We start from the raw sequence: 25,567 nt of genomic DNA, 5'->3' as shown, positions 1-25,567 counted from the left end.
GTTGTTATGTCGGATCCTGCCAGTTCACCCATCTCTTCCAGTCTACTGCTGGACAGGCACGGAATCCGCGTTGCCAACAAATCTGTATCCCACACCGCGCGCCGTGAGCAGATGCGTCGGCCGGGCCGGGTCGTCTTCCAGATAGCGCCGCAGGCGGACGATAAAGTTGTCGATCGCCCGCGTGTCCGTATCCTCGCGTACACGCCAGACCTCTTCGAGGATCTCTTTACGGGAGACGATCTTGCCCTCGCGTTCCACGAGATAACGCATCAGCTCCGCTTCCATAAGGGTCAGCCGGGTCACCTTGCCGTTCACTTCAAGCTCCAACGCGTCGAAACGAATCACCTTGCCGGTGCCAAAGGTGTAAATGTCCTGAATCTCTTCGTCGGGGGCGTTGGTCACTGCCTGTTGCCAACGCATGCGGCGCAAAAGCCCGGTGAGTCTTGCCATCAGAATGGCGAGTTGAAATGGCTTGTTCAGGTAATCGTCGGCACCGGCGGAGAAGCCTTCGAGAACATCTTCCGGACGGCTCCGCGCGGTCAGCATCAGGACCGGCACGTAGTTCTGGGCATCCCTGAGGGCGCGCACGATCTCAAACCCGTCCAGGCCCGGCAGCATGACGTCGAGCAGGACTGCGCCGATCTTTTCGGGCGTGTCCAGAAGATAGTTCAGAGCGCTGCTTCCATCGGCTTCATGGTGCACACGAAAGCCCTCGGCCTCCAGATTGAAGATGAGTCCCTTCGCCAGATGATCTTCGTCCTCCACCAGAACAATGAGTGTCTTTTCGCTCAAGCTTTTTCTCCATGCTGGCCGGTCGACGGTAGCCAGAGGCTAATCGTCGTCCCTTTGCCGGGACCAAAGCTCTGCGCCGTTGCGTCGCCGCCATGCTGTCGCATTACGCTCCGCACGATAAAGAGCCCCAATCCTGTTCCTTTTACGTTGACTGAGTCGCGTCCCGTGACGCGATAGAAGCGGTGAAAGACACGCTTCAGCATCGCGGCCGGGATGCCCACTCCACTATCGTTGATCTTCAGCGAAACACGACCGTCGCGCGCAAGATCCAGTTCGGCGATGATACGGACGCCTACGGGCGAATATTTCACAGCATTTTCCAGGACGTTCATCAGGGCAGAGCGAAGGTCTTCCACATCTCCCGCAACGATAACGGCTGCACCTTGCGCTCGATCTTCCATCCGGACCGCTTCTGGCCTGAGCTGGTGTCTGCGGGCTATGTCGTTCAGGCACTCAAGGGTAAGAGCGCGCAGGTCGACCGGGAGTCGATGCCGTGCCGACTTGCGATGACTGGCATCGCCGGCGCGCAAAATTTGCTCTACGGTAGCGAGTAGACGCGCATTATCTTCCATCATCATGCCGTAGAAGCCCTGGCGCTGGTCTTCAGACATCGGTCGCTGCTGCAGCGTCTCTAGTGAGAGCTGGATGGAGGCAATGGGCGTCTTCAGCTCGTGAGTGACGGAGTTCAGAAAGCTGTCCTGCCGCTCGTTCCGCCGGATCTCACGAACGAGAAAGATTGTGTTGATGATCATGCCCGCGATCATCAGGATGAAAAGGACGATGCCCAGGACAAGCAGCACTGGGAAGCGCTTCCCGTTGACGATGATCCATCCAAACTGAAGCACCACGGCCGTGGCCACCAGGCAGACGCCCAGTGTAAGAAAGAATGCAATGGCTCCCCGCCGCCGTGTACTGTTCATGCTCAATGCATCCTCGCCGTGCCCCACTGCGCGCAAACGCAGAAAAGCCCCAGTGATAGATAGTATCCACCGGGGCTTGGGTTCTGTCTTGCGGACAGGTTAGACGCCTGCGGGCTTGGGGTTATTGCGGTCATATACGGCAACCTGGACCTTCTTGGCCAGACCGACCTTCTGCAACAGCCAGATGCCGTAGTAGTTCGGATCGAATTCATACCAGGTCAGGCCGTGACGGACCGATACCGGATGCGCGTGGTGATTGTTGTGCCAGCCTTCGCCGCCGGTCAGCAGGGCAACCCACCAGCTATTGCGGGAGTCATCCTTGGTCTCGAAGCGGCGCGAACCGAAGAGGTGAGTTGCGGAGTTTACTAGCCAGGTGGCGTGCAGGCCAAGCGAGACACGGAGGAAGGTCCCCCAGAGCACCATGCCGAGAGCGCCCATGATGCGATGGCCGGGAGATGCGAGCGCTGCGCCGATGCCCATCTGCGCGAAGCCAGCGAGCGTGAGAGGTAGCCAATGCCACTTGCTCAGCCAAACGTGAGCGCGGTCGCGGGTAAGGTCGGGAGCGTAGCGTCCAAGCAATGCTGTCTCAGAGTGAAGCGCGCGGCCTGAGAGGATCCAGCCGGCATGCGCCCACCAGGTGCCGTCATGCGGCGTGTGGGGATCGCCATCGTGGTCGCTGTACTGGTGATGCACGCGATGCGTGGCCACCCAGAAGATCGGTCCGCCTTCGAGGGCGAGCGTGCCGCAGGCAGTCTGGAAGATCTCCAGCCAGCGGGGAACGCGATAGCCTCGATGCGTGAGAAGCCGGTGGTACGTCATGCCGATGCCGACGTTGATTGCGAGGAAATACATGATGACGCCTGCGGCGACGTTCTTCCAGGACCAGAACACGGGGAGAAGCGCGGCGAGCGCGCCTACGTGGAAAGCACCCATTGCGATGGAGGTGATCCAATTGATACGGCCTTGCTGATGGTCGCGGCCCATGCGAAGGTCCTGCTTGACCTTTTCGCGGGTAGCTGCCGCGGCAGACACGCCGCTTGTCGGTACGATCACTGCATTCACGTCTGGAACTTCTGTTACAACTGGGGACATAATGTCTTCAAACCTCAGCTTCATGTAGAGCCGTTACTCAAGCTCGTATGGTCAACGTAACAGCCTTTATGCCCTTGCTTGTGTAACACTTTTGTAAGCGCAATTACGATCGTGTTTCATAAAGCGAAACGCTCGCAAAAGCTGGAAATATCCCATGAAAACGTTCTATTTCATCTGCTCTCGACCAAGGCTTACATAACTATGACAAATGCTCTCGCCCCCTTTCGCCTTCGCCCGACCTTCAGCCCACGCCCATGGGGACGTCGTGATCTCAAGCCCTGGTACACGCTCGATCCCAAAGAACAAGGAGCGGAGCCTATCGGCGAATCCTGGCTTACCGGGCCGCAGGCGGTAGTAGAGACAGGTGAACTCTCTGGCATAACACTCGCTGAAATTGCGAAGATGCATGCCGTACCGTTACTTGGAGCATGGGAGGGCGAAGGCGAGTTTCCGCTTCTGCTCAAGCTGCTCTTCCCGGACGATAAGCTGTCGGTGCAGGTGCATCCCAACGACGAGCAGGCGCAGGCCATGGGCCAGCGACGAGGCAAAACGGAGTGCTGGTACACCCTCGCGGCAGAGCCAGGAGCGGCCGTCGCCTGTGGTCTGAAGCCCGGTGTGACGCCGGACCAGGTGCGCGCTTCGGTAGCAGACAACAGCATGGAAGAGCTTCTCAACCAGATCGTGCTGCATGTTGGCGACATGATCTTCGTCGATGCAGGAACAGTGCACGCCATTGGGCCTGGACTCACGCTGCTTGAAACGCAACAGACCTCTGATATTACCTATCGCATGTATGACTATGGTCGCCCGCGCGAGCTGCATCTGGAACAGGGAATTGCTATAGCTAAGGCAAAGACCGCTGCCGGTCCTGTGAAACCGGAGGCACTGTCTCTGAACGCTGCGCCCGATGTTCGTGGGACCCGCCTTATCCAGCAGCATTACTTCACCGTCGACCGCTTCGACCTTCCCGCCAACGGCACACTGGATCTCGCAGACGCAGCGGGAAAGCCGCATTGCATCGTTGCGCTTGAAGGTAGTGCGACTCTCAAGGCCTCGGATGGCAGTGAGGTGGAGCTTCTTCTCGGAACCGCGACTGTCATCCCCGCTTCGATTACGAAGTACACTCTCTCCGCTGGAGCAAAAGGCTTTGCGTGCGTTCGGTCCATGCCGTAGAGCGAGTCTTTAGAACTGGAAGTAGAGGAAGGTCGAAACTTCGTTCATCAGGACGAGGACAGCAAAGAAGACGGCGGCCGTAGCGCATGCCCATGGCATGTTCGGCCGCCATCGTATCCGTTCGAGCAGAGGAAGCCCCACTTCGGTCGTTGCCTGCTGTCCCAAAATCTCCTGGGTATTGGGCAGATACCAGACGACAGGAAAGAGGGCGAATGCGAGCAACACGGGGATCTCGGTATCCAGCTGACCAAGGCCATGCCGTCCTGCCATATCGGCAATCATCGCGAACGCTTTTCCCAGGGACGCTGAACGGAAGAAGACCAAGGCAAACGCCACCTGCAGATAGACTCCGACGCGCATGCCCAGCACGGGCCACTTCGTGCTCACGTTGGCGTTGGGGCGGAAGTGTCGCCATGCTTGGGCTGCCGTCAGATAGATACCATGCAGCACGCCGAAGAGAAGAAATTGAAGTCCAGCGCCATGCCACATTCCCGTCAGGAGCATTGTCAGCATGGTCGGATAGGCCACCATCGCGGTGAATCCCCCAAGGGTCGCCAGCGACTTTCGCGAGACCTTCTTGCCCGCATCCATGCGTCGTCGCTGCACTCCAAGAAGCAGCGGGTTATAGAGATAGAGCGTGATGTAGCGCGTCAGCGTTATGTGCCAGCGCTGCCAGTACTCCGTGACGCTGGTTGCCTTCCACGGCGAGTTGAAGTTCATCGGAAACTCGATGCCAAACATACGAGCCAAACCGATGGCCATATCCGAGTACCCCGAGAAATCGAAGTATAACTGCATGGAGTAGACCACCAGGCCTGTCCACGCGGGTAAAAGCCCCAGCGCTCCGGCATGGGAAAAAGTAAAGTCTGATTTCGCCGCGAGATGGTCCGCGATCAAAACTTTTTTTGCCAGTCCGAACACGAACCAGGTGAAGCCAAGCGAGAAGTTCTCCGCTGTGACCTGAAAGCGGCGTCCCTCTGCGAACTGCGGCATCATCTCTTTGTGATGAAGGATGGGGCCCGCAATGAGATGCGGGAAGAATGTTACGAACAAAAGGTAGCTGAGAAAGTCTTTCTCTTCCGCCTGCCCCTGCGCCAGATCGATGAGATAGCTGATCTGGGTAAAGGTGAAGAAGGAGATGCCCAGCGGGAGAAGAATGGGATGGGGCTTACCGATCCAGTGATGCCCGGCAAGGTGGGTCAGAAGCGTGAAGAGGTACTTGAAGTAAAAGAGCGCAAGTAAGTTTGCGCCTACGCTGCACCAGAGCAGTGCTTTACGCCTGTGGCTATTCTCCGGCGCATCTGCTATCCAGCGCGACAGCGCAAAGTTGGTTGCTATGGAACCCAAAAGAAACAGAACAAAAACTCTGTTCCAGGCGCTATAGAAGACGACCGACATGAGCGTCAGCCATAGAATGACGGGCCGCCGTCCAAAGCGCCCCAGAAGATGGAACCCGAGGAGCGTAACGGGAAGGAAGACGAAAAGAAATCCGTAAGAGTTAAAGAGCATGGCAGTCGCTGCCTATCGAGGCAGCGGAGATCGCTGTACTGCGGCGTACGAGTGCGCTCCATGCCGTAGCTGAGCCTCTTCAAAGCTCTGGCCGGTTGCGGCATTGACTTCGTCAGAGACAAGTCTCGATACGACTTCGCTGCCACTGGCCGTGTAATGACGACCATCGTTGAAGTAACCGATCGGAAGCGGTGTAAGTTTGTTGTTCGTTACGCCATCCAATTCGGCTTCGTATCGAAGCAGATCTTCATCGCATGCTGGAATGGGTGCCACGTCGACGAGAACCGTACCGGAATGCCGCGCATAGTTCGAGCGATACTCCTCTGCGAGATTGCGTGGAAAGTCGCTGACGACTGTGGCGCGGGCGGCATGGGTGGATTCGCACTGGGTTCGCGCGGGAGTGGGCGGCGTGAAGAATCCGTTCCGAACCGTGACCCGATCTTCCTCTGGACGCATCTGGGTCGCGCCATAGAAGGCTTTTTTCAATCCATAGTAAGCAGTAAATCCGGCAGCATAGCCTGCGAATGCCACGGCTTCGCGTGGATGCGAAAGAAACATATGGCGAACCTCAGCAGGGTTGCCGTGCCGCATCAGTTCCAACATGCCTTCGGCATAGATCGACCGCTCCCACTGCCGGTTTTCGCGTTGGAAGCTGTCCGGGCTCAACTGCACGATGAGCACCTTCGGACGGGCGTTCTGGGCCAGATAGTGATCGAGAGTCATGTTGTCCGTGACGCTCAGGACGGCATTGGTGACGGCAATGTTGCAGGTCTTATAGCCGGTATCTTTTTCCACCAGCGCGGGGTCGATTCCAGTCATCGCTGTAGAGTCACCAAAAACTAGAACCTCACAGTTGCGTCCGCGCATCTGAAAGATCGCATCATTGGATTGAACCCAGACGCTCGCACCGTGGTGCAGAAAGAAGTCAGATCGTCCGAGACCTATAAACGTTGGTATGGCCAGCAACGGGAGAAGGACCACGAGAGCGCTATAACGAAGCGCCCGCCGACCTGTCTGTGCCGCTTGATTGTCTGATTCGAGCTTTTCTCTCAGTTGCTGAGATAGTTCAAGGTGCCCTACCGCGTCAGTTGCCATCATCATCCGTTCAAGGTGCGGGCAATGCCTGAGTCTAAACCTAAAACTCAGACGAAAGTCGCCCTATATTTTGTGCAACATCTGTCCATGGTGCACCTTCTAAGACGACGATCTTGTGCAACGGGTGACACAGGCGCCTGGAACTAACGCAAAAAGACGCTTAACTCATTGGCTGCCGCGCGCAGATAGGGTAGGTAACGGGTCTGCATGTCCATTACAGGCATGCGTGGAGCGTTACCACTCAGGTTCACCGTGGCAACAACCTTTCCAGCAGGTGAAAAAACCGGCACGGCGAGCGATCGAAGTCCGACCTCGAACTCCTGGTCGCAGACAGCGTATCCGTTCCGCCGCACATTACGCAGGAGCATCCGTAGCTTTTCTGTGGAGCTGACCGTCCGGGGAGTCAGCGGCGTCAGGATCACGCGCGAGAGATACCGCTCCACATCTTCGGGGGCCTGAAAGGCCATCAGCACCCGTCCCATGGAGGTGCAGTACGCTGGAAGACGCGAACCAATGTGCAGATCGACGCTCATCATGCGATTCACGGTCGTTCTGGCGATGTAGACGATGTCGTCACCATCCAGCGTAGCCACGGAAAAGCTTTCGCGCAGCTGCGCGCTCATGCGCTCAAGGATAGGCTGCGCCGCACTCGAAAGATTGTTGCTCGAAGTATAGGTATGGCTCAGGGTCAGCATCTTCGGCCGCAGAGAGTAGCGTTGCCCATCTTCCGCGCCCGCGAAGCCGAGCTTCGTTAGGGTATAGAGGCAGCGGCGAACGGCCGCCCGCGAAAGACCCGTTTTGACACTCAATTGAGAGATGGTCATCTGGCGGGTCTGCTGCGAGAAGGCCTGGATGACAGCGAGGCCGCGTGCAAGAGAGGTCATGAAGTTCGGATCGCCCGTGTATTGCTCTAGAGACTGGGCCGGTGTGATCCGTTTTGCCGGATCAACGGTCGCAGTGGACAAAGGCGTGGCGGTTTCGGCAGGCTTCGTTTCCGTTGGCATCGTTGCTCCTGTCCGGCTTCGTGCGATAGTCGGACTTCTATAACGATAAACGCACGAGAGGTCTGTACGCAAATGGAGGCGTATGGGGCCTTGCTAGAATCAGACTCGATATGACACTCAATAAGAAAGCCCACACCGATTTCCCCGGCGTGGGCTTTTTGTTGCAATGAACGCTTGCTATTCACCTGAACAATCAAGGACTATCACCCCATGAACCGCCGCGAACTCCTGCGCACCGCTGCCCTTTCTGCCGCCACACTCCCAGCCCGCAACTTCTTCGCGCAGACGCCTGCTTCCTCTGAGATCAAGCAAGTTTTAGTCGTCTTCAAATGCCACCTCGACGTAGGCTTTAGCGATACGCAGGCCAATGTCATGCGGAAATATTTTGAGGTTTATTTTCCCCAGGCCATTGCTCTGGGCGCGGCTCAGCGCGAACAAGGGAAAGATCCTTACACCTGGACGACAGGCTCCTGGCTGCTCTATGAGTATCTTGAACGCTCCTCTCCTGCGCAGCGGAAGGCGGTGGAAGCAGCCATCGCAAGCCGCGACCTCGCATGGCATGCCCTTCCATTTTCCTGGGAGACGGAGACGATGGATCGCACGCTTATCGAAGGTGGCCTGAGCTTTTCCGAAGAACTAGACCGCCGCTTCGGAACAAAGACGACTGGCTCCAAGATGACGGATGTTCCCGGCCACTCGCGCGGCCTGATCTCTCCCTTGGCTGCGCACGGCGTGACCTTCCTGGATATCGGCGTGAACGCCGCCAGTACGCCTCCCGATATTGCAGACCTTTCGCTCTGGCAGGACCCAACCGGCGCGCAGATCGTCCTCGCCTATCACCGCATGGACTACGGCGGCACCATCCTCGTCCCTGGATCTACACTCGCGTACTCCATGCAGGTCCGGAATGACAACAGCGGTCCGCATACGCCCGAGGAGATCGCTGCGATCTACGCTGATCTTCGGAAGCAGTTTCCGAACGCGGAGATCAAAGCCACGTCCCTCACCGATGTGGCCAACGCCGTCGCGCCGTTCAAAAGCAACCTGCCTGTCGTCAAGCAGGAGATTGGGGATACGTGGATCCACGGCATCGCCAGCGACCCACCGAAGCTCGCAGAGTATCGCGCTCTGGCGCGGCTTCGCCAGCAGTGGATCCAGGATGGCCGGTTCACCATCGGTGATGCGACCGATCGCCGCTTCCTGCGTCGCTTCCTGCTCGCGGTCGAGCATACCTGGGGCACGGATACCAAGAGCTACCTCGATAACGACCACTACCGTCCCACGGCGATCGTTGCGGCGGACCAACAAGGGCTTGCCGGTTACGCGCGCATGGAGACAAGTTGGAAAGAGAAGCGCGACGATCTCACTGAAGCCATCAGCACTTTACCGTCCGTGCTCCAGGCCCAGGTCACGGCTTCTTTGCAGAAGCTTGATCCCATCGAGCCGTCTTCCGACGGTATGCATCCGGTGCGCATCGGCGAAGTCATCGAGTGTCCTAACTTCCTGCTCACCTTCGATGCGACCGGAGCCATCACGCGTCTGCAGAACCGCGGGTCGCAGAAAGAGTGGGCCTCGCCCGCGCATCCCCTTGCGGTCTTCACCTATCAGACCCTCTCTTTGCAGGAGTTCACAGACTTCATTGCGCTCTATATCCACTCCACTGCAGACTGGGCTTACAAGGACTTCGGCAAACCCAACATCGACCACTTTGGAGCACAGACCGCCGAGTGGCACCCGCGCCTTCGTGGCCTGTGGACGAACAAGCTTCCCACCGCGCGTCGCATTTTGGCGGAGCTGGTCATTCCGCAGCAGCCCACCATCGCCGCCGGAACGGTTCTGCTCGAAAACATCGCCCCACCCCGACAGCTCTTCCTGGAACTTCTCCTGCCCGATGCCGAACCGACGATCCAGATCACGCTCACGAGCCTCAGCAAGCAGGCCAATCGCATGCCTGAGGCGATGTGGTTCAGCTTCAACCCTATCGTTCCAGCGGGCGCGCAGGGATGGAGCATGGACAAGGTAAATCAGACCGTGAAGCCGGATGAAGTGATCCGTGGCGGTAACCGCGCCATGCATGCGGTGACCACAGGCATTCGCTACGACGGTGCGGATGGCACCTTCAACCTGAGCACACTGGATGCTCCACTCATCGCGGTTGGCAAGAGATCGCCGCTCAATTTCTCCAAAGATCTGCCGCCGATGAACGCGGGCTTCCACGTGAACCTGTACAACAACGCGTGGGGTACCAACTATCCGCAGTGGTGCGGCGGAGACTGGGTCTTCCGCTTCAACCTCAGCGCTTAGAGAATGACGTGATCGAACATGCTCTGTTCGCGCGCGGCCACCTGTGGTCGCGCGGCAGCGGCAAGAAGGTAGTACTCTTCGCCACCATGCTCGTCCCAGAACGGCTTCACCTTGTCGAAGACGGGAAGCTGGGAAACGTGCTGATGAAAGGCTTTGACCTTGACGTCCTGCACCTCGCGAATATCGAGGCTCAGCGTCCAGGGCGCGGGCATCAGCGGATCGCGATCGGGCAAAATAAAGCTCGTGCTCTGGTGATAGAGCTTCTGCGGTGCAAACGGTTCTTCGTCGCCAACGTATCGTTTCGACCGGGCCGACCAGTGGAAGGCCGCGCTGGTAAAGCACGAAACCATGGTGTGGTCCGCATGCGTGTTGATCGCGCCGTCCAGGCCAAACGTTAGGACGACCTGCGGCTTCCATGAGCGGATCCTCTGGACCAGCTTGCCCGCGGTTTCCGAGAAGGAAGCAAACTCAAGCTGTCCATCCTGATAATCCAGCAGTTCATGCTTCGTAACACCCAATACATCGCAGCTTGCTGCAAACTCCACACGGCGGATCTTTCCAAGCTCTTCTGAGGTGGTGGCGGTACCGCGATTGGTCGCGGCTTGTCCATCCGTAAGGCAGACCACGTAGATTTCAACGCCTTCACGGGCGGCCAGGGCCAGCGCACCGCCAAATGCAAAACACTCATCGTCCGGATGGGCAATGACGCACATCAATCGCTTACTCAAAGTTCGTTTTCCTCGTAGATTTCTTCAGATAGGATTTCACTTGTGGCCATGCGCATCTCCAGCGCCGCCTCTGGATCCACCTCGGCCACGGGCGCAAAGCTTCTGCGATGCAGGGGAGTGGGGCCGTGCTCTTTCAACGCTCTGCGATGCTCCGGCGTGCCATATCCCTTATGAGACTCCATCCCATATTGGGGATGCTCCTCGGCAAATTTGCGCATCATGGCATCGCGATACACCTTGGCCACGACGCTTGCGGCGGCGATCGACAGACTCAGCGAATCACCATAGATCAGCCTTGTCTGCGCGCAGGGATCGCTGATCCGCATGGCATCGATCAGCAGATGGTCGGGCCGAACGGTCAGCGCGTCTACCGCCATCTGCATCGCCATGCGCGAAGCCTGGTAGATGTTCACACGGTCGATGGTCTCGGCGTCGACGGCCGCAATACTTGCGGCCAGGGCAACGGATCGAATCTCCGCATCAAGCTCTTCCCGCTGCTCACGCGTAAGCTGCTTGGAGTCGCGGAGACCCTTCGTCGCCAGCCAGCCCATCTCCTCGGGCAGAATCACGGCGGCAGCTACAACCGGCCCACAGAGAGCGCCTCGCCCTACCTCATCCACGCCTGCAATGACCAGATAGCCAAGATGCCGTAACGCCTGTTCAGGAGCGTCGCTGCAGACAAGCGTGCGCAGCATCTGACTCTTGGTCGTTCCGTCGCCGTAGAGCTGCTTTGCCTTCGGCATAGACGTTGCCGTTGGCTGCGCGGGAATCCGGAACGTTACCTTTTTGCGTAACTTTGTCACTTCCCAACAGTTTATAACCGCTGCGTCCCTTATCCTGAGTCGTCCCTCACTAAGTTCGTTTTGCGGTCTCTGGAGAACGTTTATGCCTATACCGCTCTATCGTCTGGTTGCAATTTCGATCTTCACTGCTTCCACGCTGCTGATCGCCCAGGAGGCAGCTCCTCCAAAGGCCGCGATCCCCGAATTCCCAGCAAGCACGACTGCAGCTCCTGCTGCCACGCCCGATCCTACTGCTCCCACCCAGGCTAATCCACTCCCAGCCACGGAAGAGACACCGGTAAAGCCTGCGCTCAAGCTCCTGACCAAATCAGAAGAGAAGGAACGTCGCAAAAAGGAAAAGCAGGCCGAAAGAGACCGGAAGGATGCCGAGGCCGACAAGACATACCTGAAGCTGCAAGGGGAGGATATTGTCGCTCCGACGCTCGACGCCGATGGCAATCCCATCAAACTCCAGCCATGCTCCAAGAAGGACAAGGCCTGCATCAAGAAGCGGAAGGCCATTCTCAACCGTAAGAAGGTGGGGATGAAGATTGAAAACGGGACGCTTACCGTGGATGGATGGACGGGCAAAGCCCGCCTGAACTACGACATCACGGAGATGAAGTATCTCTATGTTTCGACGCCCGGCCTGGGAACGGTCATCATCTCCAACCAGATCTTCCCCGGTTCCGTTGAAGAAAAGAATGCGCTGAGCGGCAGTACGCTTACTGTCACCACGTCCGATGGCCATACGATCCAGATTGCCAGTGAGAAGCCACTGGTGGACAAGAAGTCGCAATCAGTTTGGGTAGCTTCGGATCCAGCTTATGTGTATCCAGCAAAATATCCTACGCTTGGTTACGGCTCAATCGCGCACGCCCCCTACAACTGGCCTGGGGCTCGGCCCATGTCAGAGCAACAGCAGAAGCTTGCTGCGAAGGCTCCCGCTCTGCCGCCGGGACTTGAAGCAAAACAGATCGTGCTTCCGTGCCAGAAGGTGCTTTCCGGTCAGCATACGATCCCCGTCAAGATCAACGATGTGATGATGACGCCCCCCGCTTGTCCAATGTCGGCCTCTGACGCTGTACCAACGCCCGTCCAGCCGGCGGCACTTGTGCCCTCACCAAAATAGATCCTGGAGGTGAACGCGAAAACGCCGGCTTGCGCTGGCGTTTTTATTTTGTGGAGAGAGAAGGGGACTAAACCGAGCGAGCAACTTCGCGCAGACGGGCGGCTTTGCCGCGCAGACCACGGAGGTAGAAGAGCTTGGAGCGTCGTACTTCGTACGACCGAACCTTCTCAATCTTGTCGACCACTTTGGAATTGAATGGGAAGATGCGCTCGACACCCTGGCCGAAGCTCATCTTGCGAACGGTGAAGCTGGCCTGGGGTCCGTGAGAGAGGGCAATGACCATCCCCTCAAACGCCTGCAAGCGCTCCTTCTCGCCTTCCTTGATCTTCACCTGCACGCGAATCGTATCGCCTGCTTTGAAATCGGGAAGATCGGTACGCTGCAACTTGGCAGCAAGTTTCTGCATGATCGGATGAATCGACATAAGACGCACTTTTCCTTCGTGAACTCGAATTCCTAGTTTACACAAAAAAGACTGGTAGCGCATCAGAACCTGCATCATTTCTGGTTCAGTTTGTGGTGCCACTCACCGGGATAACGGAAACGACGATCTTTCCATGACCGCCGTTGCTCTTGATCGCGCCGCGATAGGCGTCTGAGGCCAGCTTTAGTGGCACGATCGCGCCGACGAAGGTCTCGAGTTTCTTCTCCTCAATCCACTCTGCGATCATGGCTAACTGCTTGCTATTGGGCTCAACGATAAAGAAAGCATCTTTGACGCGTTGGTCCTCTCTCCCCTCGCTCTGGGCGGCAATCGTGACCAGGCGTCCGCTGGGTTTGAGGACGCCCCAGGACCGTTCGAGGGTCTCTCCACCGACGCAGTCGAAGACGACATCGACCTTCTCCAGTTTGTCTTCGAACGGCGCACCTTGATAGTCGAAGACCTCGTCTGCGCCGAGCTGCTGTAGGAATTCGATGCTGTGCTGAGACGCCGTCGCAATCACGTAAGCACCGTGAAGATGTGCAAGCTGAACCACGAACAGACCTACGGCTCCTGCTCCGCCCTGAACCAGAACTCGCTCTCCCGGTTGCAGTTTGGCACGCTCAAACAATCCCTGCCACGCCGTCAGGGCTCCGATAGGAACGGTCGCCGCGGATTCATGTGTGAGACTTGCCGGTTTTGCCGTGATGTTCTCCGGCCGGGTAAGGCAGAATTCCGCTGTCGCTCCCTCGGAGAACCAGTCGTTCATGCCAAAGACTGGTTGTTCCACGTGGAACGCTTGAACGTCCTTCCCAAAAGCGGAAATTGCGCCAGAAAATTCATGTCCCGGTATGGCACCGACCCGTGGTTCTCCGGTGCGTGTGTGCGACGTTGGATACCAGAGAAGCTCCGTCGGTGTCACACCCGCAGCGTAAACGCGAATCAGAACTTCACCGTCACCGGGGATGGGTTGAGGCACTTCAACAGGGAAGAGCGTTGGATCAGAGGCTGGGCTGTTGACCTGCATTGCTTTCATGACGAACTTGTGACTCCAGTTTCAGATGAGCCCGGAAGGGAATATGGGATGCAGTCTAGCTGAAGCCAGCAGAAATTTTACTCAGAATCGTCGTGCAGCAGACGAAGATCTTCCGCGCCCAGTTCTGCTTTTTCCAGAAGCTCAGGCCGGTTTTGCTTCGTCTTCAGAAGGGCCTGTTGACGCCTCCAGCGCCGGATGGCCGCGTGATCTCCGCCGGCAAGCACCTCAGGCACCGTGTTTCCGCGAAATTCGACGGGCCGTGTGTAGTGCGGATAGTCGAGCAGGCCTCCACTTCCGTGAACAGCCTTGGGAGCATCTGCATTGGCGAGCGGAAGAGCATGGTCTTCACGACCAAAGCTCTCAAATCGCGCCGAATCTGAATTCCCGAGCACACCTGGGAGCAGCCGCACGACGGCATCGAGAATCACGGCAGCACCCAGTTCTCCCCCACTTAAAACATAGTCGCCGATCGAGAGCTCCCGATCGCACAGCATCTGCGAAACGCGCTCGTCGACTCCCTCATAGCGACCGCAGATGAAGACAATGCGCTCCAAGGTGGCGAGCTCCCGCGCTACCTCTTGCGTGAACGGCGTTCCCTGCGCCGAAAGAAGGATGACGGTCTCTTTGGCGGGATCGCGAACAGACTTCTCCGCAACGCCCAGCGACTCCACTGCTGCAAAGATTGGTTCAGGCTTCATCACCATGCCTTCACCACCACCGAAGGGGCGGTCATCTACGGTGCGGTGGCGGTCGCTGGTCCACTGTCTGAGGTCGTGGCTCTGCACCTCTGCAACGCCCGCCGACAAGCCTCGCCCCACAACGCCGACCGCATGTATTGAGTCGAAGAAGCTCGGGAAGATCGTAATCATGTCAAAACGAAGCATGGCCTATGGTCGCAGATCATAGGCCCAGAATCGAGGAGGGTCAGTCCCGTGGCGCGAACGTGGTATTCCTCGGTAACGGACTTCTCCTTACCTTCAGAGATGTAAGCGATAGGGGACGACCACGTGAAGCATCGTTTTCTCATTTGTTCTCTGATTGTTCTGGGAATCTCAGCTGCGGCGGCGGCTCAGACCGCGCCTGCTAGATCGTTAGCCAACACTTCAAGTTCTTCCACTCCTGAGACCGAAAGTTCCTCCGGCTCCTCGAGTGTTTACAGCGCGACGATCCAGCCGACGCGCCCTATGGTCAACGCTCCTCATAGCGCCATTGCCCTGACTGCTGGCACGCTTGGTGCCGGGCTTGAGATCTCTACCCCCATCGGACGCTACGTCGGGATAAGGGCAGGGGCGCATGGCATCGCATTCAGCGGCAACTTCACCTCGAATGATGTCCCTTTTACGGCACGGCTTGATGAAACGTCGGCTACGTTTCAGGTCGATGTATCTCCCTTTGGCGGACGCTTTCGTATTAGTCCCGGCGTCATGGTCTACAACGGCATCCACGCGAGCGCACGTGCTTTCATCGCTCCAGGACAGAAGATTGACCTGGGCAACGACACCTACACCAGCAGCGTAACCGCACCAATTACGGGCGACGCCAGCTTTCACTTCGGAAGCAACTTCTCTCCCATGTTGACGATGGGTTGGAGCAATCTGCTTCACTCCTCGCGCTTCGCAATCCCGCTCGAATTTGGTGCGGTCTTTACCGGAAAGCCGAAGTTCGTTCTCAACTTCAGCGGTTATGCCTGCGATGAACACAATATCTGCGGCAATCTGGAGACAGAAGCCGATGCACAGACCAACATTAACCAGGAACGTGCTACCTGGCAGGACAACCTCGACAAGGTTCCCATCATTCCCGTTGTCTCCATCGGCTTCGCCTATCGATTCGGAGGTATGGGCATTCCTTCGCGTTAAATGTCTAGCCGTTGATTTCCAATAGTCCGTCGGGCAAAGTCATCTCGATCCGCTTGTTTGCGACGTCGGGCTTCGTGAGAAAAGCTTTGGCCAGGGGGATCAGAAGTTCGTCTCCATCGGGGCGCTCTACCACCAGAATGGGAACAGCCTCCGGATGGCGTACCCCGTTGGCATCCGCGGGGAAGTGAACGTCGCGCACGATGCCAATGACGTGTTCTTGTTCAATAATTTCGCAACCGACCAGATCGCTTACGTAAAAGTCGCCCTCTTCGAGAGGGACACGGTCGGCCTCGGGAATTCCTACTTCAAATCCAGCCAGCTTCTCTGCATCATCGATGGAGTTCGATCCTTCAAAATGAAGCACGACGCGTCCCGCATTCTTTCCCATGGGCATCCAGTGGTCCACCACGGTGGCGGCCCTGGGCGAGGACCCTTCCTTGAGAAGGAAGACAGACCGTCGTTCGGTAAACCGGTCCGGGAAATCGGTCAACAGTTCTGCAAGCACTTCTCCCTTGCGTCCCTGGGGACGGAGAAGGTGCGCGATCACAATCCAGTTCTGCTCTTCGCTCATAGCCGTAAGGTTAAAGGAGTAGGGCCGTTGCTGTCTCGCAAAGGGACAAACTCCTTTGTCGCTACGAGGCGGAAGAGGAGTCCTCCACAATATCCAGCGTCACTCTGGAGTGGGACTTCATGCTGGCGGCTCCAAGGATGGTGCGCAAAGAGCGCGCGGTTCGTCCTTGTTTACCGATGACTTTACCGATGTCTTCCGGAGCTACGGAAAGCCTGAAAACGACGCTTCCGTTTTCTTCGATGGCGCGCACTTCTACCGCATCCGCCTTATCGACCAGTGCGCGTGCGATTTCGGTGATGAGCGCCTGAAGACCGGATACTGAGCCCATATTTTCCTGTGTTGATTCGGCAGTCAAAAGATTTACCTCTGGGAGAAAGAGAATCGATCATGGGCACAAGTCTCCGGCCATTTTGTTCTTTTTTAGCGCGGAAATGCATGAACCTAAGCAGAAGTCTATCCGAAAAGAAACCAAAAGAGAGGCAGGTTAAACGGAAAACCACGCGACCGAAGTAACCCAAGAGGGTATCGACCGCGTGGCTTGGTAACCTTTTTAGGGTGACCTTAAAGATTTACAGAAGAGCTTAGGCTGCGGCGGTTTCAGTTACCGCTTCCGTTTTCGGTGTTGCTTTCACGAGCTTCGCGACGATATCGGAGAGCTGTGCGCCGTTAGCGACCCAGTACTCGATGCGGTCGTGCTTCAGACCGACGGTGGCGGGCTCGGTGCGGGGATTGTAGGTTCCAACCACTTCGATGGAGCGTCCGTTGCGGGCGCGATCCTTCTCGATCACAACAATGCGGTAGTAGGGCTGCTTGCGGGCTCCAAAGCGCGCGAGGCGAATCATTAACACAGGGTCAGTTCCTCTCGAAATCGAAATCTTGGGTAAATTTGGGGAGAGGAAGCACACACCGGCTGTTCTGGCGCGGCACAAACTACATCTCATCCCTAACCGTTCAAGTATCGCCCAAATCCGGTCAAAGTGCAACAAAAAGGGCTATTTTCCACCCAAGTTCTACCGAAACTGCCAGCTTTAGCGGCTATTTCTAGAGGGTTTGGGGGCGGGATGAAGGAAACTAAGGACCTCTGCAAACCGGCTCGCCCAGGAGGCTTCGCTATGGGTTCCCTGCCAGACCCGCTGATAGTGAAGGTCTCTACCCGAAACCCAGCCCCTTTGGGTCAGCGTCCGCGCCAGCAGATCGGTATTTCGAAGATGCAACGCGCCCTCCTCAAGACCCATGTCGAGCCATATCCTTGGCCTGGAGGTCAGGGCCAGCTTGCCTGCGTCGGAGAGCAGGCTGCGACCGTTCCACCAGAGAGAGGGTGACAGAGCGCCGACCTTGCCGAAGATCTCGGGATATTCGAATCCCATCCAGAGTGAGATCAGGCCTCCCAGGGACGATCCCGCAATACCGGTTTCTTCCCGCTCGTTTGCGAGGCGGTACTCACTGCCCATCCACGGAATCAGGTCTTCGACGATGGCTTTGGCATAAAGCGGACCACCACCGCCGCCGAGTTTCGGATCCGGGACGGGGGTGTACTCGGACATGCGGGCGCTTCCGGCGTTCGCGATGCCCACTAGAATCAGCGGCTCCACGAGACCTTCGGCAATACAGGTATCAAGGGTCGCTCCCGCGCGCCAGGTAGATCCCGGTACGTAGGAAAGGCGGCCGTCGAAGAGATTTTGCCCATCGTGCATGTAGAGAACGGGGAAGCTGCGCTCAGGTTCGGCATCGTAGATCTCTGGGAGATAAACGGTTACGTCGCGCGCATGTTCCAGGTAGGGCGAAGACCAGTCATGATGGATGCGATAACGCGAATTATGGTCCAGGTCGTTTCTTTGCGTGAGATCGAGTTCGCGTGGCTGGGTCAAAATCGGATTCGCGTTCATCCTCTGCGGTAGGATTGCATCCAAGCGTACCAGACCGCAAAGGTCAGCTCCGGAGGTGAAGCCACGATGAACCGGGAATATCATAAGTGGAAATCCGGTGCGCTGGACCGGGAGATGGAGATGCTGGTCTTCGGGCACGCCGGAGTTCCGGTCGTGGTCTTTCCTACCTCCTGCGGGCGTTTTTATGAGTTTGAAGACCGGGGGATGGTGCATGCGGTCTCCGCTCAGATCAAGCGCGGACAGGCGCAGCTCTTTTGCGTGGACTCTGTAGACAGCGAGAGCTGGTATGCGCCGGAAGACGTTCCTGGCCGCTGGCGTATCGCACGCCAACTTCAATTTGAGCGGTACATTCTCGACGAAGTGCTGCCGGTCATCCGGTCGAAGAACCTCAGTCCTCATCTTGCTGCAGCGGGATGCAGCTTTGGCGGGTATCACGCGGCGAACATTGCGTTGAGGCATCCGGAGACCTTTACGGCGATGTTGAGCATGGGGGGAGCGTTCGACATTGGCCGGTTTTTGCGTGGGTACTATGACGAAGATTGTTATCTGAATCTGCCGACGCACTTTCTGCCGAACATGAGCGACCCGTGGTATCTCGATAAGTACAGGCACAACAGCTACATTCTGGCGACGGGTGTACAGGATATGTGTTGGGACGAGAATGAAAAATTCGCGGCCCTTCTGAGACGAAAAGGGATTCCCGTGCAACTGGATGTGTGGCAGGACGGTGCTGGCCATGACTGGCCGTGGTGGCAGAAGATGCTCGCGGCCTATCTTTAGAAACTGACCGCGCCAAGTGTGGTGCTTCGTGCGGTCCCTCGCAATTGGGAGAATCAATGAAGAAGATTGGCGTGATGTTTGGTATGGAGAACACCTTTCCCGGAGCTCTCGTGGAGAAGATCAACTCCTTCGGATACGACGGGATCTCCGCAGAGTTTGTAACGATCGATGTCGTGAAGATGGCAGAGCCGAGTGGGTATGACGTAATCGTCGATCGCATCTCGCATGACATTCCGTTCTACCGTTCCTATCTCAAGAATGCGGCCCTTAGCGGGACGCAGATTATCAATAATCCTTTCTGGTGGAGCGCGGACGACAAGTTCTTCAACTACGCTTTGGCGACGAAGCTGGGTGTTGCCGTCCCCCGCACGGTGATCCTGCCCAGCAAAGTGATGCCGCCGGATACGAATGACCGCAGCTTCCGCAATGTGGCTTATCCCTACGACTGGGAGAAGAGCTTTGAGTACGTCGGATTCCCAGCGTTTCTAAAACCGCACAACGGTGGCGGCTGGCGCGATGTTTCGCATGTTCATAACCGCGAAGAGTTCTTTGCGGCTTATGACCGATCGCGCGATCTCTGCATGACATTGCAGGCAGAGGTGAACTTCAAGGAGTACTTCCGCTGTTATGTCGTGGGGCAGAGGGAAGTCAGGATCATGCCTTACGATCCGAAGCGTCCAGAGGCGGAACGATACGTCATGGAGCTGCACACATACGATCCTGAACTCCTTGTGCGCATTGAACGTGACGCGCTCACGCTCTGCCAGGCGTTAGGGTATGACCTGAACACGGTGGAGTTTGCTGTGCAGGACGGTGTGCCGTATGCGATCGACTTCATGAACCCCGCTCCGGATGCTGATCTGCATTCGATCGGCCGCGAAAGCTTTGACTGGATCGTGAATGCCGTGGCGAAGCTTGCGATAGAAAAAGCCCAAACTCCCGGGCGTGCGCTGCCAGAGATGCGATGGTCGGCTTTTCTGAGTGGGCAGAGTGCTCTGTCTGTAACCGTTACACCGGTTCCAAAGCCGCCAGCCAAGAAGGCGGTTGCCAAGGCAGCCGTGAAGGCCGCTACAAAGACGGTGGCTGCAAAGACAACAGGGAAGAAGAGTGCCGCAAGGGTGCCCGGTAAAAAAGCTCCAACACGAGTTGCGAAGCCAACACCTCCGCGGTCGGGGTCGTAATGCTTCGCACGATTTGCATGGCAGTCGTCTCTTTTTCTTTGACGGCGTGCATCGCATTGGCGCAGGACGCACCGAAGCCTCTCGTGCTTCGTGTTGTGGATGGGCGCAATGGAAGTGCGGTGGTGCACGAAGATGTAAACCTCTGGTACGACGAGATGGACGGACGTCCGATCGTGCTGCGTACGGATGACAACGGAGTCGCGGTCCTTCCGCCTCCGTTGTCTCCGGCGGTCCGCATCTTTGTTGTTCCACTGGAGTCCATCGATTGCCGCAAGCCGGTGACGCCTCCCTTGGCGTATAGCTTGCGGACAATGATGGATATTGGGATCTCTGCGGAGAACGGGTGTGGCGCTCCGTTGGTTCGTCGACGATCCGGGGAGTTGGTTTTATTTGTCCGTGGACGGCGGTGGTATGACGGGGTCAATAAGTAGGTCTATCGCTGTTCTGAATCTCTAAATAAAAGTGCCTGAGGCGTCGGATCTTATTAGCATTCCATGCGCCGAGGGAATATCCAACCGCGCAGGAGCGGCTATGGCATTTAGCGGATCATCTCCGATTGAGCTGCACTTCACACGCCTGATCGCCCTAATTATTTCTCGACCTCTCGGTCCTGATTGGAACTTCCACATAGCCGAAGTGAGCATTGGAGGTGCGGTTACGTTCGATGACTCTCGTCGCGAAGCGCTGCTCCTGCTGGATCGTCGCGCTGAACACGCTATGAGGAAGCAGTGAAAACAGAAGCGTCAGAAAGGTTAAAGCCAGGAAGAGCAGTGTCCCGGTGCTGGCTGCGCTCAGTACCAACTCGAGTGCTTTGTTCCGTCCTGTTGGCTCGAGAGACTTTCTGCCGCGTAATGGCTCAGATGGCCTTGCCTGAACCAGATGGATTTTGGGTTTGGTGTCGGTGTTCATGGAAACGGCTCCTCGGTTATGCAACCGCATACATAACACCTGGGGGCGTACGTCTATTCCCGATCAAACTGCTTATAATTCTACGTTCGTCCGAATTTTATCTTTCTTCGGCCCGGGACTCTCCGGCCATGCATGCTTTGGATAGCGTTGCATTAATTCCCGTCGTACTTTGGGATAAAGGCGTTCCCAAAAACCCGCAAGATCCGCGGTTGTTTGCACCGCTCGATTGTTTGGCGCCAGCAGATGGACGACAAGTGGTGTTTGGTCCGGCCCGATCCGCGGGGTGTCCCGCATGCCGAAAAAATCCTGGAGACGCGACGAGATCCAGGGCGATTTTCCCTGTTCATAATGCACCTTCGTCGGTTTTCCTGTCTTGAGACGAATGCTCAGAGGAGCGATCTCGTCGAGAAGTCTGCCGTCTAACTTCTGCTGAAGAAGGGGCATGAGATTTTTTGCCGCTTCTCTAAGTTCGCCAAAACTCTGAAGACCCAGGCAGAGCTCACGCAGCGCCTGCGGAATATCCGGTGATGCGATTCCTGCGAAGGCCAGCCGCGAGAGGAAAGACTCCAGAATCTCTTTCTCTACGAAACGATCGATCCCAACCTCCAGCGCCTTTTCTGCGAGCAAGTTGGCAGCTTCGATCTCGGAGGCAGCGCCTCGGGACTCCTGAATCACAAGCTTGTCGTAAAGCAGGGCGCTGACTCTTTCGACGCGCTCTCCTGTTCGATTCCAGACCACGCTTGACCTCTCTTCGACGCGATCGGGGAAGAGGTCAAGTAGCCACTCCGGCTCGATCCGCGCCGTCATTCGGACGAGTGGCAGAGGGTTCTCTTTGCGATTCTCCGCGTCGAGCGCGACCATGAACTCAGAGTGCGGACGCTCGCCCGCCACCTCGGCGGAGACCCCCGTGGAAAGCATAATCTGATTGCCCGTCCGCCGACGGGCGACGCGATCCGGAAAGCCAGACAGAACGCTGAGCAGAAGCGCCTCGTCATCTTCGCCAATTTGTTTCGGGGGGCGCGCCATCCTGAGGAGCTGTTCCGTATGCTGCCGGGCGCGATGCTCCTGTGGCAGGTCCATTGTTTCCAGCAGATCGTTCTTGGTGCTGCGTTCTCCCAGGCCAAGCAACGCCGCGGCACGGCATCCATCTTCTCCAACGCCGCGGTTCAAAGCTTCCACGAGGATGCGCGCCAGGCGAGGAGGCAGGGGATATCGCACCATGCGTTGCTCCACACCGCCTGTCGCACCGATTCGATCGAGTAGGAGTTCAGCACTCTGCACCGCATCCGCAGGTGGCGCATCCAGCCAATCGAGGTCGCCGATATGGGCGATCTTCATGGCGCGGAGGTTGAGCAAGAGCTGCGAAAGATCGGCGCGCGCAATCTCGGGGGCGTCGTGTTCGGGTCGCAGAAAATAGTCTTCTTCGGGATAAAGCCGGAGGACCTGACCGGGACCGGTGCGTCCGGCTCGTCCGGCTCTTTGTGTTGCGGAGGCTTTGCTGACGCGCCCGATCTGCAGCGTAGGCATGCCGGTCCAAGGGGAGTACATCGCGAAGCGAGCCAGACCGCTGTCGATGACGGCCGTCACACCTTCAACAGTGACGGAGCTTTCCGCAACGTTCGTGGCTACGATCAGCTTTCTTTCAGTCGTAGGCAACACCGCGCGATCCTGCTCTGCAGGCGACAGGTCTCCATGCAGCGGAAGGACGAGTAAACCGGTCTGGCGCACAACGCCTTCGCATTCGCGCATGGTCCGCCGGATCTCGGCGGATCCAGGCAGGAAGGCGAGAATGTTGCCGGTGTGGTGCTCTTTGTTCAGCAATTCGAGCGCGCGTCTTACCTGAATCGAAAGGGAATCGGACGAGTACGGCATATTTCTGATTGACAGTGCAAAGAGCCTTCCTTCGGACCGAAGAACAGGGCAGTCTCCCAGGTATCGAGCAATCGGCGCCGCATCGAGCGTAGCTGACATTACGACGATGCGAATTTCCGGTCGTGCACGCTGGAGATGCTTCAAAAGCGCCAGCGCCAGATCGCTATCCAGGTGGCGTTCGTGAAATTCGTCGAGAACGACCGCATCCACCCCCTTCAGCGTGGGATCGCTCAGGAGCCGCCGCGTCAGAATGCCTTCCGTCATAAACCGCAGACGTGTGCGCGGCCCGATCTTTTCTTCAAAACGCACCTGGTAGCCGACTAAGCCGCCAACTTCTTCACCTAGTTCCCATGCAACTCTTCGTGCCGCCAGACGAGCGGCGATCCGTCTGGGTTCGAGCACGAGGACTTCGCCGGAGACGAGATCGAGGAGGGCCGGTGGAACGCGGGTGGTCTTTCCGGCTCCCGGGGGAGCTTCGAGGACAAGGTTGGGCGTCCGCTGCAAGGAGGCAGAAATCTCCGGCAGAATCGCATCCACCGGAAGAATGGGCTTTCGACTCACTAGGACAATCGGAACACGGCACTTCGTCGCAGTCAACGCGGCGCCCCATTCTGTTTTTATAATGGGTTATGTCGAAACGTGAATTCCAGACCGAAGTCAGTCAACTGCTCCAACTGATCATCCACTCTCTCTATTCGCACCCTGAGATCTTCCTGCGCGAATTGATCTCGAACTCTTCCGATGCGCTCGATAAGCTGCGCCATCTCACGCTGACAGATGACGTCTATAAAGCGCTTCTTTTCAACCCGCGGATTGACCTGGAACTCGATGAAGAGAACGGCACCCTTACGATCTCCGACACAGGCATCGGCATGAACGAAGAGGACCTGGTCTCTCATCTGGGTACCATCGCCCGTTCCGGGACGAAGAATTTCCTTGCGCAGCTCTCCGGAGATGCGAAGAAGGATTCGAATCTTATCGGCCAGTTTGGCGTCGGCTTCTATAGCGCCTTCATGGTTGCCGATAAGATCGAGGTCGTCTCCCGCAAGGCAGGCGAAGAGCAGGCGTGGCGCTGGGTAAGCGATGGCAAGACTGGCTTTGAGATTGAGCCTGCGGAGCGTGCCGTAGCCGGAACCACGATCCTTCTTCACTTCAATGAAGAGGGCAAACAGTACGCGAACAGCTGGCGCTTGCAGGAGGTGGTGAAGAAGTACTCCAACCACATTGCCTTCCCAATCTTCCTCACTTACGACAAGAGTTCATGGAACGAACCAGAGAAGAAGTCGGAAAAGACGCGCACGACCGAGCAGGTCAACGTGGCCAGCGCTCTCTGGCGTCGCCCCAAGAATGAACTCACGGAAGAGGATTACAAGGAACTGTACAAATCCATCTCCGGTGATTCGCAGGATCCGCTCTTCTGGTTTCACACCAGGGCGGAAGGGACCCTCGACTACACCACGCTGTTTTACATTCCTTCAAAGGCCCCTCTGGACCTCTATCAGGCGGAGTACAAGGTAGGCGTCAAGCTGTACGTCAAGCGTGTCTTCATCATGGACGACGCCAAAGAGCTGCTGCCGCAATACCTGCGCTTCGTGCGTGGCATTATCGACAGCGAAGACCTTCCGCTCAACGTCAGCCGGGAGATTCTGCAACAAAATCGTGTCCTTACGAGTATTCGCACTGCAAGCGTCAAAAAGATTCTTTCCGAACTGAAGAGCATCGCAGCAAACGATCCTGAGAAGTATCTGGCCTTTATCAAGGAGTACAACCGTCCCCTCAAAGAAGGTCTGTATGGCGACTACGCCAATCGCGAAACGCTCCTAGACCTGGTGCGCTTTAAGTCCACCAAGGCAGATGGTCTTACGAGTCTCGCCGAAGTGAAGTCACGCATGAAGGAGGGCCAGAAGGCCATCTACTACATCACGGGCGGCGCTGAATCTCTGTTGAGCAAATCGCCTCTTCTGGAGATCTACAGGAAGAAGGATTTCGAGGTCCTGATTCTCGATGATGAGATCGATGAGATCGTCTTCTCCGGGGTCGACAAGTACGGCGACCTCGATATTAAGGCGGTCAACAAGGCTTCGACGAGTGAAGATTTGAAGGACGATGCCGAGGCAGAGACAACGAATGTCGAAGCACTGAAGCCTTTACTCGACAAACTGAAAACCACCCTGGGAGACCGTGTCAAGGATGTTCGGGTCTCTGTGCGGCTTGCAGATAGCCCTTCCTGCATCGTCTCCGACGAAGAGGAGCCCTCCATGCAGATGCAGCAGATGATGCGTGCGATGGGACAGAAGGAGTTCCCCGCCACCAAACCTACGCTCGAGATCAACCCCGATCACGAGATCGTGAAGAAGCTGCTTGCGCACTCCGATGGCGCCGTCACCGAAGATGCCGCATGGATGCTCTTTGACCAGGCGCTCCTTATGGAAGGCGTGCCGCTGCAAGACCCCGCCATCTTCGTGCAGCGTCTCAATCGCATTTTGAGCCTGTCGATCTAAAGTCTGCTGAATTCTGGGGT

At 57.1% G+C, this 25,567-nt stretch carries 25 protein-coding genes; 8 read left to right on the top strand and 17 right to left on the bottom strand.

Annotation, left to right across the window (positions count from 1 at the left end; translation table 11 throughout):
* Positions 1-42: 42 nt before the first annotated feature.
* The 3 genes from ACIPR4_RS10770 to ACIPR4_RS10760 form a co-directional block, all read right to left on the bottom strand.
* A complete protein-coding gene (locus ACIPR4_RS10770) occupies positions 43-792 on the bottom strand; it encodes a response regulator transcription factor (protein ID WP_013568697.1) in 750 nt (249 codons plus the stop codon).
* On the bottom strand, positions 789-1,712 hold the full coding sequence (locus tag ACIPR4_RS10765) for a sensor histidine kinase (protein ID WP_013568696.1): 924 nt from the start codon (positions 1,710-1,712) through the stop codon (positions 789-791). Before ACIPR4_RS10765 ends, ACIPR4_RS10770 begins: the two co-directional genes overlap by 4 nt.
* 99 nt (positions 1,713-1,811) lie before the next feature.
* On the bottom strand, positions 1,812-2,804 hold the full coding sequence (locus tag ACIPR4_RS10760) for an acyl-CoA desaturase (protein ID WP_049780841.1): 993 nt from the start codon (positions 2,802-2,804) through the stop codon (positions 1,812-1,814).
* A 201-nt stretch (positions 2,805-3,005) separates the two neighbouring features.
* On the opposite strand from ACIPR4_RS10760, the gene ACIPR4_RS10755 reads away from it, so the two are divergent.
* Positions 3,006-3,977 (top strand): type I phosphomannose isomerase catalytic subunit, encoded by a 972-nt coding sequence (locus ACIPR4_RS10755; protein ID WP_013568694.1) that lies wholly within the window; start codon positions 3,006-3,008, stop codon positions 3,975-3,977.
* A gap of 9 nt (positions 3,978-3,986) precedes the next feature.
* On the opposite strand, the gene ACIPR4_RS10750 is transcribed toward ACIPR4_RS10755, so the two are convergent.
* The 3 genes from ACIPR4_RS10750 to ACIPR4_RS10740 form a co-directional block, all read right to left on the bottom strand.
* Positions 3,987-5,486 carry an MBOAT family O-acyltransferase gene (locus ACIPR4_RS10750; protein ID WP_013568693.1) on the bottom strand — a complete coding sequence of 500 codons (1,500 nt, stop codon included), beginning with the start codon at positions 5,484-5,486 and terminating at the stop codon, positions 3,987-3,989.
* A gap of 12 nt (positions 5,487-5,498) precedes the next feature.
* Positions 5,499-6,581, bottom strand: a complete 1,083-nt coding sequence (locus ACIPR4_RS10745; protein WP_013568692.1) for a hypothetical protein — start codon at positions 6,579-6,581, stop codon at positions 5,499-5,501.
* 143 nt (positions 6,582-6,724) lie between these two features.
* Positions 6,725-7,585 carry an IclR family transcriptional regulator domain-containing protein gene (locus ACIPR4_RS10740; protein ID WP_013568691.1) on the bottom strand — a complete coding sequence of 287 codons (861 nt, stop codon included), beginning with the start codon at positions 7,583-7,585 and terminating at the stop codon, positions 6,725-6,727.
* Between the two features lie 210 nt (positions 7,586-7,795).
* On the opposite strand from ACIPR4_RS10740, the gene ACIPR4_RS10735 reads away from it, so the two are divergent.
* Positions 7,796-9,889 (top strand): DUF5054 domain-containing protein, encoded by a 2,094-nt coding sequence (locus tag ACIPR4_RS10735; protein ID WP_013568690.1) that lies wholly within the window; start codon positions 7,796-7,798, stop codon positions 9,887-9,889.
* On the opposite strand, the gene ACIPR4_RS10730 is transcribed toward ACIPR4_RS10735, so the two are convergent.
* On the bottom strand, positions 9,886-10,617 hold the full coding sequence (locus ACIPR4_RS10730) for a PIG-L deacetylase family protein (RefSeq protein WP_144312393.1): 732 nt from the start codon (positions 10,615-10,617) through the stop codon (positions 9,886-9,888). The two genes, ACIPR4_RS10735 and ACIPR4_RS10730, sit on opposite strands and share 4 nt — an antisense overlap.
* On the bottom strand, positions 10,614-11,360 hold the full coding sequence (locus ACIPR4_RS10725) for a ribonuclease HII (protein WP_013568688.1): 747 nt from the start codon (positions 11,358-11,360) through the stop codon (positions 10,614-10,616). Before ACIPR4_RS10725 ends, ACIPR4_RS10730 begins: the two co-directional genes overlap by 4 nt.
* Positions 11,361-11,502: 142 nt before the next feature.
* Here ACIPR4_RS10725 and ACIPR4_RS10720 point away from each other — a divergent pair, with 142 nt between their 5' ends.
* A complete protein-coding gene (locus ACIPR4_RS10720) occupies positions 11,503-12,531 on the top strand; it encodes a hypothetical protein (protein WP_013568687.1) in 1,029 nt (342 codons plus the stop codon).
* A gap of 67 nt (positions 12,532-12,598) precedes the next feature.
* Here ACIPR4_RS10720 and rplS read toward each other — a convergent pair whose 3' ends face one another.
* From rplS to trmD, 3 genes are all read right to left on the bottom strand, one after another.
* Positions 12,599-12,955: a 50S ribosomal protein L19 gene (gene rplS, locus ACIPR4_RS10715; protein ID WP_013568686.1), complete on the bottom strand. Its 357-nt coding sequence runs from the start codon at positions 12,953-12,955 to the stop codon at positions 12,599-12,601.
* An 85-nt stretch (positions 12,956-13,040) separates the two neighbouring features.
* On the bottom strand, positions 13,041-13,988 hold the full coding sequence (locus ACIPR4_RS10710; protein WP_013568685.1) for an NADP-dependent oxidoreductase: 948 nt from the start codon (positions 13,986-13,988) through the stop codon (positions 13,041-13,043).
* Positions 13,989-14,065: 77 nt separating this feature from the next.
* On the bottom strand, positions 14,066-14,872 hold the full coding sequence (gene trmD / locus ACIPR4_RS10705; RefSeq protein WP_013568684.1) for a tRNA (guanosine(37)-N1)-methyltransferase TrmD: 807 nt from the start codon (positions 14,870-14,872) through the stop codon (positions 14,066-14,068).
* 123 nt (positions 14,873-14,995) lie between these two features.
* Between trmD and ACIPR4_RS10700 the strand changes: the two genes are divergently transcribed.
* Positions 14,996-15,847, top strand: a complete 852-nt coding sequence (locus ACIPR4_RS10700) for a hypothetical protein (protein ID WP_013568683.1) — start codon at positions 14,996-14,998, stop codon at positions 15,845-15,847.
* 4 nt (positions 15,848-15,851) lie between these two features.
* On the opposite strand, the gene rimM is transcribed toward ACIPR4_RS10700, so the two are convergent.
* The 4 genes from rimM to ACIPR4_RS10680 all read right to left on the bottom strand — a co-directional run bounded on the left by rimM (position 15,852) and on the right by ACIPR4_RS10680 (position 18,304).
* A complete protein-coding gene (gene rimM / locus ACIPR4_RS10695) occupies positions 15,852-16,418 on the bottom strand; it encodes a ribosome maturation factor RimM (RefSeq protein ID WP_013568682.1) in 567 nt (188 codons plus the stop codon).
* Positions 16,419-16,479: 61 nt separating this feature from the next.
* Entirely contained in the window at positions 16,480-16,746 is a 267-nt protein-coding gene (locus ACIPR4_RS10690) for a KH domain-containing protein (RefSeq protein ID WP_013568681.1), read from the bottom strand.
* A gap of 253 nt (positions 16,747-16,999) precedes the next feature.
* The gene (rpsP, locus tag ACIPR4_RS10685; protein ID WP_013568680.1) at positions 17,000-17,260 is read right to left on the bottom strand and encodes a 30S ribosomal protein S16; all 261 of its coding nucleotides are present in this window, start codon (positions 17,258-17,260) and stop codon (positions 17,000-17,002) included.
* Between the two features lie 186 nt (positions 17,261-17,446).
* Entirely contained in the window at positions 17,447-18,304 is an 858-nt protein-coding gene (locus ACIPR4_RS10680; RefSeq protein WP_013568679.1) for an alpha/beta hydrolase, read from the bottom strand.
* Positions 18,305-18,370: 66 nt separating this feature from the next.
* On the opposite strand from ACIPR4_RS10680, the gene ACIPR4_RS10675 reads away from it, so the two are divergent.
* The 3 genes from ACIPR4_RS10675 to ACIPR4_RS10665 are packed head-to-tail and all read left to right on the top strand — an operon-like array spanning position 18,371 to position 20,696.
* On the top strand, positions 18,371-19,084 hold the full coding sequence (locus tag ACIPR4_RS10675) for an esterase family protein (protein ID WP_013568678.1): 714 nt from the start codon (positions 18,371-18,373) through the stop codon (positions 19,082-19,084).
* 56 nt (positions 19,085-19,140) lie between these two features.
* On the top strand, positions 19,141-20,265 hold the full coding sequence (locus ACIPR4_RS10670; RefSeq protein WP_013568677.1) for an ATP-grasp domain-containing protein: 1,125 nt from the start codon (positions 19,141-19,143) through the stop codon (positions 20,263-20,265).
* 17 nt (positions 20,266-20,282) lie between these two features.
* Positions 20,283-20,696 (top strand): hypothetical protein, encoded by a 414-nt coding sequence (locus tag ACIPR4_RS10665; RefSeq protein ID WP_187290159.1) that lies wholly within the window; start codon positions 20,283-20,285, stop codon positions 20,694-20,696.
* A 154-nt stretch (positions 20,697-20,850) separates the two neighbouring features.
* On the opposite strand, the gene ACIPR4_RS10660 is transcribed toward ACIPR4_RS10665, so the two are convergent.
* Positions 20,851-21,174 carry a hypothetical protein gene (locus ACIPR4_RS10660; protein ID WP_013568675.1) on the bottom strand — a complete coding sequence of 108 codons (324 nt, stop codon included), beginning with the start codon at positions 21,172-21,174 and terminating at the stop codon, positions 20,851-20,853.
* Between the two features lie 72 nt (positions 21,175-21,246).
* The gene (hrpB, locus tag ACIPR4_RS10655) at positions 21,247-23,607 is read right to left on the bottom strand and encodes an ATP-dependent helicase HrpB (protein WP_245536306.1); all 2,361 of its coding nucleotides are present in this window, start codon (positions 23,605-23,607) and stop codon (positions 21,247-21,249) included.
* Between the two features lie 68 nt (positions 23,608-23,675).
* Between hrpB and htpG the strand changes: the two genes are divergently transcribed.
* The gene (htpG, locus tag ACIPR4_RS10650) at positions 23,676-25,547 is read left to right on the top strand and encodes a molecular chaperone HtpG (protein ID WP_013568673.1); all 1,872 of its coding nucleotides are present in this window, start codon (positions 23,676-23,678) and stop codon (positions 25,545-25,547) included.
* Positions 25,548-25,567 lie beyond the last annotated feature (20 nt).

This window comes from Terriglobus saanensis SP1PR4, from assembly GCF_000179915.2.
Taxonomy (GTDB): Bacteria; Acidobacteriota; Terriglobia; order Terriglobales; family Acidobacteriaceae; genus Terriglobus; species Terriglobus saanensis.
Note: the sequence above shows the minus strand (reverse complement) of the source record. Positions and strands in the feature narration are given on the sequence as shown.